The sequence below is a fragment of the Desertivirga brevis genome, from assembly GCF_017355835.1.
Genome location: NZ_JAFEWF010000010.1, coordinates 104,860 through 125,278 on the forward strand (window position 1 = coordinate 104,860; position 20,419 = coordinate 125,278).

The 20,419-nt window shown below is 39.8% G+C and carries 15 protein-coding genes; 7 read left to right on the forward strand and 8 right to left on the reverse strand.

Annotated features, from left to right (window positions below; genetic code table 11):
* Positions 1-162: 162 nt before the first annotated feature.
* The 3 genes from J4N25_RS21730 to J4N25_RS21740 form a co-directional block, all read right to left on the reverse strand.
* A complete protein-coding gene (locus J4N25_RS21730; protein WP_207423916.1) occupies positions 163-1,359 on the reverse strand; it encodes a GAF domain-containing sensor histidine kinase in 1,197 nt (398 codons plus the stop codon).
* Between the two features lie 92 nt (positions 1,360-1,451).
* Positions 1,452-1,832 carry a response regulator gene (locus J4N25_RS21735; RefSeq protein WP_207423917.1) on the reverse strand — a complete coding sequence of 127 codons (381 nt, stop codon included), beginning with the start codon at positions 1,830-1,832 and terminating at the stop codon, positions 1,452-1,454.
* A 12-nt stretch (positions 1,833-1,844) separates the two neighbouring features.
* Positions 1,845-4,493 (reverse strand): PAS domain-containing sensor histidine kinase, encoded by a 2,649-nt coding sequence (locus J4N25_RS21740; protein WP_207423918.1) that lies wholly within the window; start codon positions 4,491-4,493, stop codon positions 1,845-1,847.
* Between the two features lie 337 nt (positions 4,494-4,830).
* Here J4N25_RS21740 and J4N25_RS21745 point away from each other — a divergent pair, with 337 nt between their 5' ends.
* The 3 genes from J4N25_RS21745 to J4N25_RS21755 all read left to right on the forward strand — a co-directional run bounded on the left by J4N25_RS21745 (position 4,831) and on the right by J4N25_RS21755 (position 7,657).
* On the forward strand, positions 4,831-6,159 hold the full coding sequence (locus J4N25_RS21745; RefSeq protein WP_207423919.1) for an LruC domain-containing protein: 1,329 nt from the start codon (positions 4,831-4,833) through the stop codon (positions 6,157-6,159).
* A 97-nt stretch (positions 6,160-6,256) separates the two neighbouring features.
* Positions 6,257-7,237, forward strand: coding sequence for a hypothetical protein (locus tag J4N25_RS21750; RefSeq protein ID WP_207423920.1), 981 nt, complete (start codon positions 6,257-6,259; stop codon positions 7,235-7,237).
* 36 nt (positions 7,238-7,273) lie between these two features.
* Entirely contained in the window at positions 7,274-7,657 is a 384-nt protein-coding gene (locus tag J4N25_RS21755; protein ID WP_207423921.1) for an SPW repeat domain-containing protein, read from the forward strand.
* A 259-nt stretch (positions 7,658-7,916) separates the two neighbouring features.
* Here J4N25_RS21755 and J4N25_RS27200 read toward each other — a convergent pair whose 3' ends face one another.
* A complete protein-coding gene (locus tag J4N25_RS27200) occupies positions 7,917-10,001 on the reverse strand; it encodes an ATP-binding protein (protein ID WP_207423922.1) in 2,085 nt (694 codons plus the stop codon).
* A gap of 183 nt (positions 10,002-10,184) precedes the next feature.
* Between J4N25_RS27200 and J4N25_RS21765 the strand changes: the two genes are divergently transcribed.
* The gene (locus J4N25_RS21765) at positions 10,185-11,918 is read left to right on the forward strand and encodes a CHASE3 domain-containing protein (protein WP_207423923.1); all 1,734 of its coding nucleotides are present in this window, start codon (positions 10,185-10,187) and stop codon (positions 11,916-11,918) included.
* Positions 11,919-11,981: 63 nt separating this feature from the next.
* Here J4N25_RS21765 and J4N25_RS21770 read toward each other — a convergent pair whose 3' ends face one another.
* Positions 11,982-12,374: a PAS domain-containing protein gene (locus tag J4N25_RS21770; protein WP_207423924.1), complete on the reverse strand. Its 393-nt coding sequence runs from the start codon at positions 12,372-12,374 to the stop codon at positions 11,982-11,984.
* 265 nt (positions 12,375-12,639) lie between these two features.
* On the reverse strand, positions 12,640-14,691 hold the full coding sequence (locus J4N25_RS21775; protein ID WP_207423925.1) for a PAS domain S-box protein: 2,052 nt from the start codon (positions 14,689-14,691) through the stop codon (positions 12,640-12,642).
* 242 nt (positions 14,692-14,933) lie between these two features.
* Here J4N25_RS21775 and J4N25_RS21780 point away from each other — a divergent pair, with 242 nt between their 5' ends.
* Genes J4N25_RS21780 through J4N25_RS21790 form a run of 3 tightly spaced genes read left to right on the forward strand, consistent with a single transcriptional unit; the run spans position 14,934 to position 17,693 of the window.
* Entirely contained in the window at positions 14,934-15,326 is a 393-nt protein-coding gene (locus tag J4N25_RS21780) for a BLUF domain-containing protein (protein WP_207423926.1), read from the forward strand.
* A gap of 7 nt (positions 15,327-15,333) precedes the next feature.
* A complete protein-coding gene (locus tag J4N25_RS21785) occupies positions 15,334-16,128 on the forward strand; it encodes an alpha/beta fold hydrolase (RefSeq protein WP_207423927.1) in 795 nt (264 codons plus the stop codon).
* An 11-nt stretch (positions 16,129-16,139) separates the two neighbouring features.
* Complete coding sequence (locus J4N25_RS21790; protein WP_207423928.1) at positions 16,140-17,693, forward strand: sensor histidine kinase; 1,554 nt, start codon at positions 16,140-16,142, stop codon at positions 17,691-17,693.
* On the opposite strand, the gene J4N25_RS21795 is transcribed toward J4N25_RS21790, so the two are convergent.
* Positions 17,690-19,507: an ATP-binding protein gene (locus tag J4N25_RS21795; RefSeq protein ID WP_207423929.1), complete on the reverse strand. Its 1,818-nt coding sequence runs from the start codon at positions 19,505-19,507 to the stop codon at positions 17,690-17,692. The genes J4N25_RS21790 and J4N25_RS21795 overlap by 4 nt on opposite strands.
* Before the next feature lie 458 nt (positions 19,508-19,965).
* Positions 19,966-20,385 (reverse strand): hypothetical protein, encoded by a 420-nt coding sequence (locus tag J4N25_RS21800; protein ID WP_207423930.1) that lies wholly within the window; start codon positions 20,383-20,385, stop codon positions 19,966-19,968.
* Between the last annotated feature and the right edge of the window lie 34 nt (positions 20,386-20,419).

A 20,419-nucleotide genomic window follows, 5' to 3' on the forward strand; every position in this document is an offset into this window, starting at 1 on the left:
ATTGATATCAAATGGCTTAACTATAGAATCAGTTTCAAACTACAAAAATCCATGCAGAAAAAGCAGTGGAAATTGCCCTGCAATAAAGACTGTTGAGCATTAAAGGAGATGGCTTGTAACTTATTTATTATTACTAAACACCAATGACATGAAATTGGTCATTTATTTTAAATCCACAGGCAAAGTCACAGTAACTTTGGTACCTACTCCAACTTGAGAAGAAATCTCAAGCTCGCCGTTCTGGTTAGCAATCAATGCTCGTACTGCATTTAAACCTAAGCCAAAACCACCCTCACCGGTTGTTCCTTTGGTGGACCTAACATCACCATTCATAATCATACGAATTCTCTCTGCCTCTATCCCAATTCCTGAATCAATCACAGAAATCCGCAAGTTTGTGCTTAATTCATTAGGAAACAAATCCAGCTCGACTTTAACATACCCTCCAGTAGGAGTAAACTTCAGGGAGTTGGAAATTAGGTTCCCGACAATCTGCAGGAGACCATTGTTCGTAAAATAAATGTTCGCATTAGCTAAGTTGCTTTGAACCTGAAAATGGATATTCTTATTCTTTGCTTGAACATTAAAAAGAGTTTCGAGCTTAGATTTCAGCTCTACTTGATTGGTAGCTGCTACGGGTTCATCCCGCTGCTTTAAAATTTCATTCGTTAAATCCAGAAGAGTATTACCGCTGTCCATAATCAGGCCGACCATTTCTCTAATTTCCTCCGCCGGCATTTCATCATCGCTAACAATTGCTTCCGACAGCCCGATAATTCCCCCTACAGGCCCTCTGATATCATGAGCAACTCTTTTAGTATTTTGTTGCATAGCCGCTACTTTTCTTTTTAGCTCTGCAATTGTTTGAATAGACTCTAAACGCTTCACAACTTCATTCGCAATAATCTTTAACAGAGAAATTTGCTCTTCTGTTAAAGTTTTTGTTTCCTGATCTAATACACAAAAAGCACCAAGACTATAACCTTCTTTGGTTTTTAGTGGAATACCATAGTAGTACTTCAAATCCGGATTTTGCTTTACAAAATCCAGATCTTTTATTTTATCTGTTGAACTAAGATCCCGAACTTCAATGTCCTCCCCTGTGGCAACAACGAACTGGCATACCGATTCTTCACGAGGACAAACTGAAATCTCCTTATTATTAGTAGAAACAGTCCACTGGCTATAATGATCGATCAAATTAACCACCGAATGGTTAGTACCAGTAATTGCAGTAGCTAAAATTGTTAAATCTTTAAACGTTTCATCAAGATCTCCATAATCAAGATCAAGCTCTGACAATGCAATTATTCGTTGCATTTCGTTCTCCGGATAACCGGAGCCGTTAGCGAAGGACATGTGAATTGATAGTTAATGAAGTTATTGTTACGTTTTATCGTCGCAAGAGTTACTCCAAATTAAGCTTAGCTAATAATACATGGTTCAACAACCTATGCGGCTGAGGGTCCATCAGAAGTTAATAGTTCTATTTTTTTTAACAGGACTTCCATCTCGAACGGTTTGGCAAGGAATTCACTCGCGCCTGCTTCTTTTGCAGTTTTTTCAAGATCCCTGCTGGCAGAAAGCATGATTACAGGGATGTTCTGAGTTGCAGGTGAGCACCTCAACAATTGACAAATTTCCTTTCCATCTTCTCCCGACAGCCAAATATCTAATAAGATCAGGTCAGCGCTTCCCCTTGCGAGAAAAGAAAACAAATCAGACCCTTTGCTAAAGCTAGTTATGGTATAACCGGCAAATTCAAGCATCACTTCTAAAGAATCCACAATTCCGGGATCATCATCTACCACAACTATGGTTTTATTTTTCATTACTGAGCGTTATTAGTCTTTTAAATTTATGTCCTGAGGCAGGCTGAAGCAAAACGTAGATCCTTTGCCTTCGGTGCTGCTCACCCATATCTCTCCTCCCTCGCGTTTAACGATTTCTGATGAAATATATAAGCCTAATCCTAAGCCTGGGAAGGTATGCTCTTTAGTACCACTAACACGGTAAAATTGTTCAAAAACTCTGTCTCTTTTATTTGCAGGAATACCTATGCCAAAATCCTGCACACATAAACGGACTGCCTCTCCGTCAGAGCGGGAATAAATTATAACCTTATTAGCCTCCGGTGAATATTTTATCGCATTTGAGATTAGATTTGTGATTACCTGACCAATCCGGTCGCGATCTGCAAACACCTTTCCTTCAAATTCTAATTTAGCAACAAGTTCATGCCTGGTGGTTCTTTGCAACTCTTCGATAATCTCGGTAATAAGTGCATTGAAATCAAACGATGCATCATTAAACTGCATCCTTCCCGTCTGAATCTTGGTAACGTCGAGCAGATCGCCGATTAAAGACGTAAGTTTATTTAGCTGTACGTCCATCTTATTCACCAGCGAAGCCTTTTTCTCGTCGCCATCCGTCCTTAACATAGCTTCCAACACCTGTGTATAGGCTTTGATGCTGGTTACCGGGGTTTTTAACTCGTGACTTGCAATGCCCAGGAAGTTATCTTTTTGTTTCTGTAGGATCTTAAACTCGTTAATATCTGTATTCGTTCCTATCCATCGTAGGATTTCACCGTGTTCATTTCTAATCGGCACTGCCCTACCTAAGAACCAACGGTATTCTCCCTTTTTAAAGCGGTCTACAAAACGGTATTCAATTTCATACTCAGTTCCTGTTTGCACACATTTATACCAGGTTTCCACTACGCGGTCGAGATCTTCCGGATGCAATACCGGAGCCCAGCTTTCATCACCAAAGCTATCCCGGCTAAAGCCAGTGTAGTCATACCATTGTTGGTTGTAATAGTCAAGATAGCCATCCGGACGGGCGGTCCATACAATTTGAGGCATGGAATCTGCTAATTCCTCAAGCTTTTGCTGGCTCTCCTTTAACTTCAATTCATTTTCCTCAATCAACTTTCGGGATAGCACTTGGTCTGTCACATCAATGCACATTACCAGAATGCTCTTCAAATTTTCCTGAAAGGTTATCTGCTTGTAGGTAAAATTGAAGTAATAAACTCTAAGCTCTCCATTAACTACTATTTCAGCTTTGCTTTCGGTATTTGTGTACTCATTGCCGGTTTCATAAACATTTTTAAGCAGATCAGGGTAAGCTTGACCTTTGAGCTCGGGCATGAAATCTAATAATTCTCTTTTCAGGATGCTTCTGTCTCTGCCCCATATCTGCAACATGGCATCGTTAACCAGTTCCAGTACCATATTCTCGCCGCTGAGCAAAGCAGTAGGCACAGGGGCTTTATCCACAAGGTTCCTGAATCGTGCTTCACTTTCCTCTGCCCGTTGCCGCGATAATACAAGGTCTGTTACATCATACCCTAATGCCATGATAGATGTTACTTCACCGTTCTCGTAAATAGGGTGATACACAAAATTTATGTACAGTGTTTTAGGTCCATCATCGTAAACAATAGTAACAGGAAGTTCAGTACCATAAAACGGCTCTCCCTGGTGGTATACATTCTCCAAAATACTAATAAAGCCTTGCTCGATGAGTTCAGGAAATACCTCTACTACTTTCTGACCGATAACAGCCTCTGTCCTGCCCCATATTTCAAGGGATTTTGCATTGGCTGTCTCTATGATAAAATCCCTGCCCTTAATTACTGCCATCGCCACCGGAGCCTGTAGTATAAGATCCTTCAGCTTGATTTCGTTATTCTCTGCCTTTTGTCTAACCAAAACTTGTTCAGTTACATCTACAGCCATATTCAGGATACCATAAATTTCCCCTTCTGAATTTTTTAGTGCTTTATAACTGAAGTTGTAATAAAAACGCTGTAACACCCCGTCTACTACCAGATCTACCGGATCTTCTGTGGCTTTATAGGTTATACCAGTAGAGTAAACATTTTGCAATAGTTGATGGAAAGGCTGTCCTTCCAATTCAGGAAGGGCTTCGTTCAAAGTTTTCCCTATAACCGTTTTGTCTTTTCTCCAAACTCCAATCATCGCGTCGTTCGCTACTTCAATCCGCATTTCCGGCCCCATATAAACTGCAGTAGCAACGTCTGCTTCCAAAACTAAGCCTTTAAACTTCCGTTCACTTTCTATCAGACTTTTTTTAGCTAATACCTGCTCTGTGACCTCAGTTGCCACTACACTGACACCGGTAATTGTTCCATCGGGATTGCGAACAGGGGCATATATAAAGTTGAAATAAGCATCTTGTAATTCACCATGCCGCTGTAATTTTGCCAGTGTTTCGTATCCTCGTTGCTCAGCACCAGTGCTGTAAACGGTTCTAAGCAGATCCGGAAACTCTTGACCTTTGATTTCAGGTAAAGCATCTAGCAATGGCAACCCGATAATTTCCTTCTCTTTCCCCCACAACTCAAGTATGTGTGCATTGGCAACATCTACCAGAAGGTCTTCTCCCTTTAAATAAGCTAATGCAACAGGAGCCTGCTGGAATAAGGAGAACAAGCTTTCCTGGCTAAACAATTCGAAATTCATCTAAACTGAACAATTAATTTGGTAAGCACTGATAGTGTTAACGCAATAAGAAATTTCTAATTGCCCCCTACTTTTTCTGTCATCATTAAAACAACCTATTCATCTAGCAACAGAAAAGAAAAGGACTTTCCTTATTCAACACTATCAACAAAAATATAGCTTTTGTGCTGCTGGGGGACATGTTAATGATACAAGGTTGAAATAACCAAATTAGCACGAGAACGTTTTAATCGAACAAATATTTTTTTATGATGAAGATTTTCTGAAACACTTTCCATCTTTTCACAATTATTTAACAAAAAACTAATGTTATAACATCATTTAATTAACTACCACAATGAGAAACAATTATTTTACTAAGGGAAAAACCCTTACAGCCTTCCTGTTTTCCTTATTGCTGTTAACATACAGCTGTAGTAAAGAAGATCCTGGTATCAACCAAGAGGAGAACTTGACTGAATTATCAGCATTATCTGCATCAAAAGGACAGGTTCAAAACATTCCATTTACAGGGACATTACCGGCGCCCTGCATCCAACGTTGCCTTGTAGCTGGTCAAAAAACATATGTCGGCTCTATTGATGTTGCAATAAGCAGCAACGAAGACATCCTTGTTACTTACAACATTACCAAGCCGGGGATATATCTAATGGAAACTCATACCGATGTTTTTTCTAGTATGGACCAGTTTAAACAGGAGAAAAAAGTGAGCAATGGGGGCGCATCCCCAGGTCAGTTTACGTTTAAATCCTCGTGGACTAAAGGCGAACAAAAGACGAAACACACTGTCGTTATTCCCAAAGCTTATTATTCAAAATATCTTCAAAACAGTCGTTGTCTTTTTATTGCCACACATGCCGCACTTTCAAATGGAGAAACAGCATGGGGGGGGCTTTGTGCGGATACACCTAAAGGAGTTTCTTTAGATAATGCAAAACAATTCCCGGGTAAAAATTGGTCTACCTATTTTGAGTTCTGCCTTGACGAGTGTAAGGAGGAGATTGATTTTACCTATGCATGGGAAGACCAACGATACAAAGGAAATGACGGAGACTACAATGATCTGGTGCTGCAAGCAGACGTTATAAGAACTTCAAGCGAATTGAAGCTGACGTTTTTGGCTACTGCACGAGGAGCTTCCTATGATCATATTTTCAAAATTCGTATTCCTAAACAGGGTATCGTAGATATATTTTCTCCCAATGGTCCTCGTCCGGCTGTGACCACCGATGGTAATGATTACATTATTACCGTTTTTGAAAGCACTAAAACAGCCCAACCTGCTACCAATAAATGGGGGTTTGTTAACACCCTGATGGCTGAGAAATGTGATCCTTTTGCTTACAGAGAGATTGTTCTTACCACAAATAGTACTTTCTCTTACAACGCTGCGAAACCATATATACCCTTTATTACCTGCTATTCGTCTGGAAAGGTTGGAGTAGGCACTCCTTTCGACCTATCTATCTATGAACTTAGTGGAAAGGATACCTGGGTAACAAACGATGGAAAAGTTTTGCCAAATGGAATATTAATTCCAAGAGACTGGAGATGGCCTGTTGAATGGCAGATCATCACAGGACCTTATCCTAAGTTTCCGGAAAAGGGTTGGGCCGATTACTTTGTTAATCCGTCCTTAACCTACGACAAGAAAAAATGCCAATAAATTAATACAAAAGATCGAGCCCCCATTACGGGGGTTTGGTCTTCTTCCAAGTTAAAACATCAACAAATACTTTATAGGTCGGAAACTTACAAATCACATGATTTTATATTCTCTTATTCATGTATCACCAAATGGAGAACAAAGTACTCATAACAACTTCGTGACAGGATTAAAAGATCAAATAGAGTTGTATCTCTCCTGTGCCGAACAACTGGGAAACTCTCTGAGAAGCGCAGGTATTATCTATAGGATCATTACCAACAACAAAGCCTTTCTTTTGGAAAACAAAGCAGGCTTTCCTTTTGAAGTTATTCAACTAAAATTCGGGGAAAAAGTACCATCTGGCCTCAAGTTTTATTCAGCCCATTACAAATTCGAGGTGATTGAATACCTGTCAAGAAGTACTGAGGAATACCTCGGCCTTATTGATCCTGATATAGCATGTATATCAGAAATTCCTTATTCCCTTAAACAGGCCATCGCGAAAAAAGTACCCCTTTACTATGATATTACGAGCCAGGTGACAGGAGGTTATGGATATGAAGAAATCATAAGGAACAAAGAAAGATTGCAAACCGAGGGAACATTAGGGCTTTGGGCGGGAGGGGAGTTCGTTTGTGGGTCGCCCGATTTTTTTGGAAGGCTGTATAAAGAAATTTGTACAATTAAGGATAACTATTTTTCCAGCTTTCATCTTTTTCATCATCAGGGCGATGAAATGCTTACGTCAATTGCATTAGAAAGACTGAAAAAGCGAGAGCCTATTTTCGACGCGGGAAATCTGAAGATCATAGGGCGGTTTTGGAGTGTTAAACCCAAGCACATTCAGCCACCTATTGAATGGTACTCTTCTCATTTTCTTTTGCATCTTCCGTCAGATAAAAGGTTTTTAATTAATCATCCTCAGTTAAAAGGCGAGAACTTCATTACGTTTTATAAAAGATACCTCATTCGAAAAAAAATATTCAGAGGAATCTTCAGTCCGATTTTTCCACTGATGAAATTAATTGTGAAAAAAATTGGCACATTCAAGTTAGAAGGTTTTTTTGTTAAAACTCCTGTTGCAATCAGGGATTGAGCGAAACTTGATTAGATGATAAATTATTAAAAAAATATGCAAGGAAATTTTAAACTATCCGGTTTTCTAGACTTTATAACAGGCACAACTTTGGTTACTTTACCAACTATACACACCTTCGGTTCGGAGACAGCCAGCTGGTCATGTTCTGCAACGGGCATCATTATACTTGTCCTGCTTGCCTTTTCTCTATTTATAGATCAGGAAAAAAAAGTGAAATGGACTAAAGCTTTACAACTTTCAAATATAATAGGTGGCATTTTTTTAGCTATCTCTCCCTGGCTTTTTGATTTTAGCCAATTAGCCTATTTACCTCAATTGTTCCTTGGCTCCTCCATTCTATTCCTTGAGTTAATGTTTAAAAGACGGTTTAAAGAGGATGTTTACCTGGTGGACCACCACCTGGGTCACGGTCACTAGGAAAATTTGAATCTATTTCTCTCCATCACCAAACTGAATTTAGTATACAAAAAAAGGGCCGGATTAATCCAGCCCTACATCTACCTATGAAAAACAATTGCTTTGGGAGCAATACGCTTAATACTGCTTTTTTATAAGTTTTGTTACACTAATTGTATTTTTTTCACCCTTCTATTAATGTTCCAAATTTTTAATCCATAAATTAAAAAGGTTCAACGTTTGTATTAAGACCTTAAACTAATGGGTAATCAAGGAATAGTTAAACTTTCAGCAGCCAGTCTTCCCCTTCTTTCCCATTATTAAATAATCTGGTAACAACCTTTCCCTGTAAAATATCTACACTTTTATCTGCTGATAATTGACTAAAGGTGCTTTTTGAATAGATCCATGCAAAATGGGTTAAGCCTGCGGCCTCCATCATGGGGAACCAATCTTTGCCTACCCATTCGGCAGCATCAGACCAGGTACCGAGCACATTACGGTTATCATTAAAAACCTTTCTCAGGCCTGATTTCTTAAGCATATCGAGCATTTTCAAACAACCATGACGCACCGATTGATTGTCCTGGAACCCCAGCCAGTTTACATTCAGGAAGTCCTTATCTTTATCTACTGCAATAGCAATATGGGAATTGGAGTAGTTATACTCAGTATCTATTTCTTCATGCACATTTTGGGCACCTTTTACTGGTAACATGAAATAAAAGGTAGAACCCTTCCCCTCCTCGCTCTCGATCCAAAAGCGTCCTTTATGCCGGTTTAATATTTCTGATACGATAAATAATCCCAAACCCATTCCCTGAAAGTGCATTGCGGTTTCCTCTATCCGGTAAAAACGCTCAAATAATAGATGTATTCTATTTTGAGGTATTCCAACACCAAAATCTCTTACGGAAACGACCAGATAATTTTGAATAATAGAAGAAGCAACTACCACCCTATTTGCCTGAGGCGAGTATTTCACCGCGTTGCTGATCAAGTTGTTTACCACCTGCTCCAGCCTTTGCCAGTCGCACTCAATAAGAGCCTCCTGATTCTGCTCGATCTCAATTGCATGAGTGGAAATCGTGGATTGGAAATTACTTACAGCTTCCTGCAAAAGCTCTGAAAAATTTAACTCACTCATCTTGTAATCAAGCTTTCCTGCATTGATCTTTGAAACATCCAGAAGATCCGCCGTAAGCTTCTGTAATCGATCCAGCTGCTTAAGGGCCCCTGAAACGAATTTAGCTACTTGAGGAGAGTTACTAGCACTCCGTTCTGCTATTTGAAGATATGCTTTGGCACTGGTGAGGGGTGTTTTAAGTTCGTGACTTGCCACACTAATAAACTCGTCTTTCTTGCTCGAAAGCTCCTGGATAGCTTGCAACTGCTGCTCCTCCTGCCGGCGCATCTGCCAGTGTTCATACTGGTGTTGCAGGTAACGACCACACAAACGAAAGAACTGAACATAAAGGTCATCACAGCTGGTGCGGGAGCTTAGTCCCAAAAGAACATAATTACGACATTTATAATGATTATAAGAATAGGGGATAATATAGCAGTATGTCGGGTCTTCATCCCAGGGTTTCAAATCATAAAGGACACTGTCCTTAAGAATCTTTTTACTCTCAAACAAGCCTTCGGTGGAAAGATTTCGAATGATATCAACACCTTCGGGACTCAAAAAGCCTTTCACCTCCGGATCTGGATTACTTAACCCAAACTTGGACAAACAAGAGAAGCTTTCTTTCTCAACATTATATTCTATGAATAATGAAAAAGGCAGATCTTTTGGGCTCCGTGAAAGTTGGATGTGGCTTTCTTTTAGAAAATCTCCTGATTGTCCGGTATCGTAGTTAACCGGGATTGTGCTCGCAAGCATTTCCATCCTTCGTTCGTGTAATACCCGGCTGGTAGTCTCTAAACAGCTTAAAAACAAGCCTCCTATTGTTCCGTCGTTTTTCCTTAGGGGGCTGTAGGAAAAGTCAAAATAAGTTTCTTCGATATAGGAGGTGCGTTGAAGATATAAGTTAAAGCCAGGAAAACCAAAGCTTTCTCCATTGTGCAATACCCTGTCAAACATCGGCCCTATCACCGGCCAGATCTCAGACCATGTACCCCAGGTGGGCTTTCCAATCTCGTTTTCGCCTTTTGCGCCTAAGATGGGGATGTAAGCATCATTATAAAACTGAATACAATCTTCGCCCCATGCCACGTACATAGGAATACGGGCTTCAAGCATTGTGGAAACGGCATTATAGAGCTCTGACGGCCATTCTTCGATTGGCCCTAAACTGCTTTCATTCCAGGGATGGGCATTGATTAAACATGCCATCCTGCTGTTCTCGACAAACGACTTCACGCGCAAAGATAGTTTTTCTAATATGGCTTGTTACCTGTAAGAAATGGTTAAGCTCTCATCTTATGGTTGATCAAACAGCGGTTTAGCAACAATGTTTGAAACTGGTTATTAAAGGTGCTATGTAGACAAGCAAATTATAACTTTGCTTTCCCAAGCTCCGTATACAGCTGAAAGTCGATATGCATGTTCAAGTCTTTTAGTAAAAATTTAGTAGTCGGGTTAGTTATTACGACTGCATTACTTGTTACCTTAACGGTTGTTTCTTTCTTGTCGGTAAAAAGATCACAGGAATCACACAACTGGGTTCTTCATACGCAACTGGTTTTGAGGAAGGCGAATCTGATCAATATTTCCCTTCTTAAAATGGAAAAGCAAGCAAATCAATATGTCCTTACCGGTTCTGAGGAGGATTTCCAGCGATATGTCGATTTTAGAAATTCTGTAACTAAAGATATTCCCTACTTGAAAAACTTAGTTGCAGATAATGCTTCTCAGTCTCAAAAAATTGAAGCGCTGGAAACTTATACAGTTCAAAGGATCCATGAGATAAATAGATTACTTGAACTCAGAAGAACGAGCTCTCTGTCTGCCTCACTACCTCTCCTATTAAAGGCTGATAGCAGCAGGATTCGCCTGGCTTATGAAAAGACTATACTTAATTTTTTGCAAACCGAAAGAAAGCTTGCAAAGACGCGTACTGATAAAAGTAATAGGGATAGTGCATATTCTCTTTCAATTCTATTTTCGAGTACTGTTCCGGGACTTGCTTTTATTTTCCTACTGTTTTTCTTTATCAGGAAGACCTTCAAAGAGAAAGAGAGTCTGAATAGAGACCTCATAAACACCATAGAACGACTGAAGGAACAGGATAAGACTCTTGAGAAGATTAAAGAGTTCCAGTTCCTTGCCGATTCACTTCCCCATATCATTTGGACTGCTAATCCGGAAGGGCACTCAGATTACTTTAATAAGTTCTGGTACGACTATTCGGGCTTAACACGCGCAGAAAGTTTAGCAGGAGGAATCAAAACACTTGTTCATCCGGAAGATTTGACCACAAGCGTGGCCATAAGGGAAGAAAGTTTCCTGAATAAAGTTCCCTACCAGATGGAACTGCGGATTAAAAATGCGGAGGGCCAGTACAAGTGGTTTTTAGCGAAGGCTGCTCCTTACTTTAATGAGAAAGGTGAGTTGATCAAGTGGTTTGGATCTAGTATTGATATTGATGAGTATAAAAGAGCATTAGATCTCGAAAATAAGATCACCCAGTATGAGGATTTTAACCGGATAGTTGCACACAACTTACGCGGGCCAGCAGGTAGTATTGATATGATGCTTGACCTGATTGCTGATACGGAGTCAGAAGAAGAAAAAACAGAATACTTTGAACTATTAAGAGGTTCAAGCAAAAGCTTAAATGCGACCTTGAATGACCTGATGCAGGTGCTTGAGATTCGACTTAGCAAACATGTGGAAAAGGAAGATTGCGAATTGGAAAGTATGATCAAGGGAGTGTGCACTATGCTTAATGGACAGATTGCGACAAAGGATGCAAAGATCTCTTTGGACCTCGATATAAGGGTTGTGTCATATCCGAAGGTTTACTTAGAAAGTATCATTTATAATATGGTCAGCAATTCGCTGAAATATAGTAAGGATGGAGAGGCTCCGGTAATTAAGATCAGTAGCAAACGAGAGCGAAACAGGACTGTACTTCGCTTTAAAGATAATGGCCTGGGTATTGACCTGAGCAGACATGGAAAGAACTTATTTAAGATGGGTAAGACCTTCCATACAGGTTATGATAGCAAAGGTGTGGGATTGTTTATGACTAAAACACAAATTGAAACATTTGGTGGATCGATCAACGTGGAAAGCACACCAGGAGAGGGTTCTCAATTTATTGTTACACTATAGTTAAATTGTCTGGAAAACTCCAGACTTCGACTAGGTGATCAAAGGTCGTCTTTCGCCTGAAATTTAGTCCTCATCTTCATGAAGAAGCTCGGTAGTAAGCTTGGTAAAGCCGATAACGGTTCCATCGTCATCATGTATTGCGGTAATAACGATCCTACCCCAGAACGTGGAGCCGTCTTTTCGCAATCTCCTGCCGATATGTTTGGCTCTGCCTTCTTTTATGGCTTGGTTTAAAAGAGCTTCAGGCAATTGCGCCTGCCGGTCTAAGGGCAGATAAAAGAGCCTGAAGTTCTGTCCAAGAATTTCAGCTTCTGTATATCCTTTAATTTTCTGTGCTCCCTTATTCCAGGTAAGAATAGTTCCATCAGCATCTAGTAAGATTATCGCATAGTCTTGAATCTCTTCGATCATCCTTTGATGCAACTTTTGTATTTTTTCTTCTTTATTTGTCTCCATAGGAAATTGCCTTACAAATCTACATCACTTAACACTGATATCCCTCATATTGTACAAACAATTAGAGGTGGAAAGGTTTGAGCCACCGACGTCCGCTTTTAACTATAATGAAGTGAAATAATTGGGGTTGTATAAAAAAGGGCCAGATTTCTCTGACCCTACATCTACCTATGAAAAACAATTGCTTTGGGAGCAATAACGTTAATACGCTCTTTTTACCCTTAAGGTTACAGTTATTTTAATTTTTTTTATTGTTAATCCCGGATTATAGCGGATTTGGATTTTTAGGTAGAGTAAACCAAAAAGTACTTCCCTGCCCTTCTTCAGTTTCCACCCATATTTTACCGTTGTGGCGGGTAACAATCTCCTTAGTTATATAAAGACCAATACCTAGTCCCGAAATGGTAGGACTTAAATTTTCCACTCTATAGAACCTGGAAAACAGATGAGATATTTTATCCTTCGGTATACCTAATCCATAATCCCGGACTCCGACCTTAACAGATTCATGATCATCGGCCAACAAGACTTCAACAATCTCTGCCTTTGGAGAATACTTTACTGCGTTAGTTAATAGATTAATAATTACTTGCTCCACACGATGTCTATCACATAGGACCTCTATGTTTCCCTTCGAAATATCTGCTACTATTTTATGCGAACTAATTGATAATTGTACCAACTCAACACAATCAGTAATAATCTGTGTAAGATCATTAGCTTGGAAAGAAAACTGAAGTTTCCCTGCTTCAATTTTAGACACATCCAGAATATCATTAACCAGGGAAGTAAGCTTCTGGGTTTGACTTATCGTTTTTTGAAGGAATGTTTTCTGATTTTCCTCCAGTTTGGTCCGTTGCAGAATTTGAAGGTAGGCTGTCATGCTGGTTAGGGGAGTTCGAAGTTCGTGGCTGGCAAGGCCAATAAACTCATCTTTTTTGGCATTGAGCAATCGAACTTCCTCAAATAACTTCGCATTATCAATAGCAATTGCAGCCTGGGAAGCTACTGCAACAACAATATTTTCATGATCCTCGGTAAACATGGCCGCTTCCGGATGCCCCAGAAAAATTCCGCCAACAACTTCCCCTGCCTTAGAAATAACTGGCACTGCAAGATAACTTTTCACGGGTAAATGGCCTTTCGGCATTCCGTAATGAGGAGCACTTTTTCCGTAACGCTCATCCAGTGTTATGTCATCAACTCGCACCACCCCTTCACCAGCGAACGTTGGGTGAAATATAGCAGTATTTCTAGGCATTCCGAATCTACTAAAATGTTCTAAAGGTGCTCCTGAAACGTTATACAGCATGTAAGCCTCCCCTTGTTCATTTATTGAATTATAGAAGAATGCCCCAAAATTTGCTCCTGAAACTTCGGTTGCCACATCAGTTACCTTTTGAAGCAGCTTCTCCAAATTTAGCTCTTCAGAGATCGTTTGACACAACTTATTGATCGCTTCCAGCGATTCCGAGTAATTAGTAAGTCTCCTTTGATTTTTCCGTTGCTCGGTAATGTCTCTGGCAATCTTTGAGGCCCCTATAATCACCCCCTCATTGTCACGGATTGGAGATACCGTGAGCGAAATATCAATTAAGCGGCCATTTTTTGTTTTTCTTTGTGTTTCAAAATGCTCAACCCTAACTCCCTTACGTACATTGCTGATAATGTAATCTTCTTCCTGCAATCGCTCTTCGGGTATTAACATGCTGATATGTTCGCCAATAGCTTCGGCTTCCGTGTAGCCAAACATACGCTCGGCCGAAGGATTCCAACTGGTAATTATACCTTCTAAAGTCTTACTTACAATCGTATCTTCTGATGAGTCGACGATAGCAGCAAGCATTGCCCGCTTTTCCTTTAAATTCTCTATAGTGGGAATACCCCCTTCAAGCTTCAAAACCTTGTCGGTCATCACCCTATCGGTAACGTCACTTGCTACAACAAGAATAGCAATATTAACTCCTTGTTCATCCTGAATAGCAGAGTAAGAGAAGTCGCAGTACACTCTCTTAATTTGGCCATCTATATTAAGGAAAGCTTCTGCCTCTTTTGCATTAAAGCCCTTGCCTGTAATCAATACATTTCTTAAGATCTCGGGAAAGGATTGTTCTCTTATTTCGGGAAGCACCTCCAGTAACTTTTTTCCTATGACACGTTCGTCTTTTCCCCAAAATTTAAGGATAGCCTGATTTGCGTACGTCAACGTAAAATCCGGTCCTTCCAGCACAGCAATAGCTATGGGGGCGTTCAAAAGTGCATCGGAAATCCGGCCGACAGCAGGGGTTTTTATAATTCTATTTCTAAGTTCTTCCATTCAGATAGTACCTTGGGATACTAATATATTTTTAATTTTTTGAGCGTAAACAGATGGGGGAACAAAGGTAACCGGAAAAGAGGCGGTCCAGTCAATTATAATTTTATATTTGTAGCAGTACAAAAATTAATCTAAGCAAAACCTTCCGACCTCTTTCTGTTTTTTTTCATTGCGACTTAAAACAAATATTTAAGCCGCATTGTTTTAGTTTAGTGTTCAAACACGCTACAAGGGGAAAATTTATGTCTTTTTATTATCTTATCTATTCCAGTATACCTACTCGTGCGTTGGCTGATCAGGAATTGGACGAGCTTTTGCATGTCGCTCGGACGGCAAATTCGGAGCACGGAACAACAGGTATGTTACTATGCTTTAATGAATTATACATTCAGTTGATCGAAGGAGATGAATCTAAGATCAGGCAATTGTACAATAACTTACGTGTAGATGGTCGTCATTACCAGGTAGAGATACTCCGAGAAGGAAAAATCAACCAACGCTTTTTCCCGGACTGGAGCATGGCATTTGAGAGAAAAGATGAGCCACCAGCAATGAAGGAAGCTTCCTTTGATCTTTTCACTGAAAAGAGCATTTCCCTACTATCTATTTTAGACCCTACTAACAAACCAACATAAAATCATCATGAATTCGATCTTAAAAAGAAATAACGTTAACATTGTTGGTACAGGAGACAAAGTAATGCTGTTTGCACATGGATTTGGATGTGATCAGAATTCCTGGCAATTTGTAACTGATGCCTTTAAAAAGGAATACAAGCTCGTTCTTTTTGATTACGTTGGTGCAGGACAATCTGATCTTTCTGCTTATAGCTCCTCCAGATATGGCCGACTGGAAGGGTATGCACAGGACATACTTGAGGTATGCGAGGAACTGAAGTTAAAAGACATTATTTTTGTAGGCCATTCCGTGAGTAGCATGATAGGGATGCTGGCAGCTATCGAACAACCTTCTTTTTTCGACAAACTCGTTTTTGTTGGCCCCTCTCCAAGATACCTGAACGATATAGGATACCATGGAGGATTTGAAAGGGCTGATTTGGAAGCTCTGTTTGAGTTTATGGACTCGAATTATTTGGGTTGGTCCAGCCAACTGGCACCAGCAATAATGGGCAATCCGGAAAGACCTGAACTTGGGGAGTTTTTAACTAGCAGTTTTTGTTCAACCGACCCTGATATAGCAAGGGAGTTCGCAAGAGTTACTTTCTTTTCGGACAACCGGGAAGACTTGAAGAAATTAAAAGTGCAAAGCCTTACTCTGCAATGTTCTGATGATATCATCGCTCCTATTACCATTGGATCCTATATTAAGGAAAACACTTCTTTCAATACATTGTACCTAATGGAGGCAAGTGGCCATTGTCCACATATAAGTCACCCTGCAGAAACTATCACCGCAATAAAGGCGTTTCTAAATTAAGGAAAAAGAGATTGAGCGATAACAAAATTGACAAGAAGCTTTTAGATACACTTATTGATCCTGAGGAGCTTTACCAAAACGCTCCCTGTGGCTACTTGTCTTTTTTGCCGGATGGTACGATCATCAAGGTTAACAAGACCCTGGCTAACTGGCTAGGCTATTTGCCCGATGAAATCGTATATGTGAAGAAGTTCACTGATCTGATAAGCAAAGGAGCCGCTTTACATTTTGAAATGTTCTTTCGGCCGTTAGTTAATGCTACAGGCGTGGTAAACCAGCTTAGCTATGATATTTTAAAAAAGGACGGCACCTCTATTCCTGTTTTCCTCAGCGCTGTGGCCTTTAAAACGCCTGAAGGTAAAGTTCAGGCCGTTAATGCTACCTTTTATGATGTACGAGAGCGTAAGCTGTATGAACTGGAGCTACTGCGGGCAAAAAAGAAAGCAGAGGCAGAACGAAAGCGCTTCGAATTTCTGTCTGACTTTAATCCTGAAATAATCTGGACTGCAAACAGCAGTGGAGAAATTGACTATGTAAATAAGCGTTTCTACCAACTTTTTAACACTTGGAGGCTATCATTAAAAGAAATACTTCTTAAGGTATGCCCAGACGACCGCTTCAAAGTATTACGAACCTGGTTTGGTGCTACTAAACAAAATACACCTTTCGAGGTCGCTATCAGGCTGGAAAATCAGGCGGGAGCTTTTGAATGGCATAATGTTAAAGCAGATGTATATAAAGATGATACAAGTGGGGCCCGGTGGGTCGGATCCTGTACTAACATCGATAGCCAGGTGAAGTCTATCCAGAAAAGGGACGAGTTCATTAACATTGCCAGCCATGAGTTAAAAACTCCAATAACAAGTTTGAAGGCTTACCACCAGATCCTCCAGAGAATGACTTTACCCCTTGCGGCTAACAACTTTCTTTCCAGAGCTAACACATCTTTAAACACCTTACAATTTCTTGTCTCAAGCTTACTAGACGTATCAAAAATTGATTCAGGACAGCTTAATCTTAGTATAACCTCCTTCTCATTAAAAGAAGTGATTGAAGAGGCTGTTGAGCTAGTGGCTGCCATTTACCCTACCCATTCTGTTATTAAGCGCTTAAATAGCGAAGATGAATACTGTGTATATGCCGATCGTCAAAGAATTTTACAAGTAGTGATCAATCTTCTGAGTAATGCAGTAAAGTATTCTCCAAGGGCCGATAAAGTTGAAATAATACTGGTAAGAAGCGAAAACGAAAATTTGATAAAGGTAGAGATAAAGGACTTTGGGATGGGAATTCCACCAGACAAGCTTGACCTTATTTTTGATAAATACTACCGGGTAAGTAACACGAAGAATAACAATCAGGCCAGCGGGTTAGGCTTGGGCTTGTTTATTATTCAAAATATTATGAAACAACACCAAAGTCGCATTTTGGTCGACAGCGAAGTAAACAAAGGAAGTCGTTTCTATTTTTCATTGCCTGCATCTACAGTTCAAAACTTTAAAACGAAAATACCACAAGTAGTACAAAATGCTAATGTGGCACTTGCAACACGGAGTGACCATTAGGATATCATTTCGGATTTTACTTCCTGATCCTTAAGCCAAGACAGCCCGTCTTCTTCTTCGTCAAATAATCTGATTACAATATTAGATCTATTCATCTCATAAGATCTTTGTGCCGCCATATTACTAAACCTGTTTTTTGAAAGAATCCAGGCAAAGTATTGTACTCCTGCTTCTGCTATTAAAGGGAACCAAACATTACCTCCGTGATCAGAAGTTTCGCTCCAATTTCCAACTACCTGTGAATTATCATTAAAAACTAGTTTAGCCCTTGTTTTTTTTACGTATTCCAATATTCTAAGGCCAGCAGCATTCACAGTTTCCTTTGTTTGAAAACCCAGCCATCTTACTTCTAAGTAATGATCGTTATAATGGTAATTGATAGAGATAGAGCTGTCCCTGTAAAAAGTTGCATTATCCGTAGTCGCGAGGTCGGCACAAGCTCTCTCAAGTGGAATAATGAAATTGAAAGTAGAGCCCTCCCCCTGCTTACTTTCAACCCAGAAGTTCCCCTGATGGCGCTTCAATATATCTGCAGCGATGAAAAGGCCAAGGCCTAGTCCCTGAAACCTCATGGCAGAGGAATCCACGCGGTAAAATCGGTTGAAAATATTTTGCAGATGCTCTTCAGAGATTCCTATACCAAAATCCTGCACGGAAACAACGACGTTGCTTTGCATCACCTTCTGCTTTATTATAATCTGCCTGCTATGTGGCGAGTACTTAATGGCATTGTCAATTAAATTTATAATAACCTGTTCCAACCTATTCCGATCACCGTAGACAATAGCATTGGATTCTATCTCGGAACTAAAGATGTGGCCAGAATAAGTTAAGGCAAAGGACTGCACTGTGTCCCTAAGAAGAAAGCTTAAATCGAAGGTTTCAAACTCGTAGTCTTGCTTTCCCGTATTGATCTTCGAGATATCCAAAAGATCGCTAACCAACTTACTAAGTCGTTTAATGTTGGCCTCAGATCGTTCCAGTAAAGCTTCCGACTTTTGAGAATCAGTATATATTGAAGCCTTTGCAAGAGCGGTAAAACCTTTTATATTGGTAATTGGCGTTTTAAGCTCGTGACTCGCCAAACCAATAAATTCATCCTTCTGCCTTTCCAGTTCTACCCGGTGAGTGACATCTTTAATATGAGAGACCAAGGCATTTATTCCCTCACGGTTAAGATAATTGTATACATCCCCTTCCAACCATCTTAGTTCACCATCCTTTCGTTTAAAAAGAGCTAAAACAGATTGTCGCTCGTTAGGAGTTTTGCTGATACTATTTAGCTTTTCTGTGAACATCTCAAGGAACTCCGGTTCTACCAGACGATCAAAGCTCAATTCCATGTATTCCTGAGGAGTATAACCAGTGATCTCTAATACTCTCGGACTAACGTACGTGGCCTTCCCATTTTTATCCCTGAGAACTATCAGGTCACAAGCTTCTTCTAAAAGCAATTTTAACTTTGTCTCTGCTGACTGACTTTTTTTAAGCGACTTCTTCAAGGCAAGTCCCATTAAAATCACAAGGGTATTTTGCAAAATAAAAAGAGCTAGATGGACTACTATTCGGGGTGCAACATAAAAGGAATATATAGGTTCGATAAAAAAATAAACTACCAGGAGAACACAGACAATATTGGTTATTAATCCTATTCGCCAGCCTGAGTACCAGGTTGCAGCTATTACTACGCCTCCATATAATAAAAAAGGAGTGCGGTTACCAATAATTTCGGTAAAATTTAGTTTTATAAGGGTGGTTATTAATATAAGTAAAACCGGAAATAAATAAACAGATACCCTTTTTGCCTTCTCCATATCGTGCACAAAAGTTACACATTTTAAGGTTTCTCCATAATGTTATTTCACTAAAAAAATTAAACTGGCAGAATTCAGGAGTGCAAAATTTTAACCGCGAATTGAGACTGGGTGTTGAAGAGTAAAATAAAGTCAACAAAAAAGGGCCAGATTACTCTGACCCTACATCTACCTATGAAAAACTTTGCTTTGGGAGCAATGACCTTAATACTTATTATTGGCCCTAAGGTTACAAGTTTTTTAAAAAAAACACTATTTAACCTTTTTAAGCACGTAAAACGATCTATTTACCACTTAGAGTTGTAATACAATATTGCCTTAGCCAGTGAAAGTAGGTTGATCAAAGTAATCGGGAGGATAGCAGGAGGATAACGAAGGCTGCTTTCAGGAATTTTGAAGAGAAAAAAACTCGCCTGGAAAATGTCTTAAATTATAAAGCTTCCCAGGCGATGGATTCGTTAAAGTCTTTGTAAAGTTAATACGTCAGTGCCAGAAGAGCTTCTTGATGTATGCTCCAATCTAACCCTTGTGCTTGTGCTGGGCAGGATCTTCCAATCTCTATTCAGGTCCATGAATAGAGTATTCGATCCAAAGTTAAGGAGAAGCCTATTTTCATCATCGTCATTGCGAATGCTCCAGCTACCTGTTACGGTTGACGAACCTGAACGTGTTCCTGTTACTACTCCATTGTCGGTAAAGTCAAATTCGTAACCGCTATAGGCATTTAACTGCTCACCATTCGATACAAATGTGCCAACTTCCCATCTGCCTTCTAACAGGATCCTGGCCGTTGATGGTCCGTCGTCATCTTTACTGCAACTAGAAAGGGAGACAAAAGAAATGAATAAAAGAATAAAAGTTTTTTTCAAGTAAGACATAATAGAATAATGTTTAATACCTGAGTATTATCCT

Bases quoted from the DNA above. Each gene is read 5' to 3' on its own strand.
- J4N25_RS21780 (WP_207423926.1), top strand. From the start codon at position 14,934: ATGTCTTTTTATTATCTTATCTATTCCAGTATACCTACTCGTGCGTTG.
- J4N25_RS21775 (WP_207423925.1), bottom strand. From the start codon at position 14,691: ATGGAAGAACTTAGAAATAGAATTATAAAAACCCCTGCTGTCGGCCGG.
- J4N25_RS21765 (WP_207423923.1), top strand. From the start codon at position 10,185: ATGTTCAAGTCTTTTAGTAAAAATTTAGTAGTCGGGTTAGTTATTACG.
- J4N25_RS21745 (WP_207423919.1), top strand. From the start codon at position 4,831: ATGAGAAACAATTATTTTACTAAGGGAAAAACCCTTACAGCCTTCCTG.
- J4N25_RS21795 (WP_207423929.1), bottom strand. From the start codon at position 19,507: ATGGAGAAGGCAAAAAGGGTATCTGTTTATTTATTTCCGGTTTTACTT.
- J4N25_RS21735 (WP_207423917.1), bottom strand. From the start codon at position 1,832: ATGAAAAATAAAACCATAGTTGTGGTAGATGATGATCCCGGAATTGTG.
- J4N25_RS21750 (WP_207423920.1), top strand. From the start codon at position 6,257: ATGATTTTATATTCTCTTATTCATGTATCACCAAATGGAGAACAAAGT.
- J4N25_RS21755 (WP_207423921.1), top strand. From the start codon at position 7,274: ATGCAAGGAAATTTTAAACTATCCGGTTTTCTAGACTTTATAACAGGC.
- J4N25_RS21740 (WP_207423918.1), bottom strand. From the start codon at position 4,493: ATGAATTTCGAATTGTTTAGCCAGGAAAGCTTGTTCTCCTTATTCCAG.
- J4N25_RS21730 (WP_207423916.1), bottom strand. From the start codon at position 1,359: ATGTCCTTCGCTAACGGCTCCGGTTATCCGGAGAACGAAATGCAACGA.
- J4N25_RS21800 (WP_207423930.1), bottom strand. From the start codon at position 20,385: ATGTCTTACTTGAAAAAAACTTTTATTCTTTTATTCATTTCTTTTGTC.
- J4N25_RS21770 (WP_207423924.1), bottom strand. From the start codon at position 12,374: ATGGAGACAAATAAAGAAGAAAAAATACAAAAGTTGCATCAAAGGATG.
- J4N25_RS21785 (WP_207423927.1), top strand. From the start codon at position 15,334: ATGAATTCGATCTTAAAAAGAAATAACGTTAACATTGTTGGTACAGGA.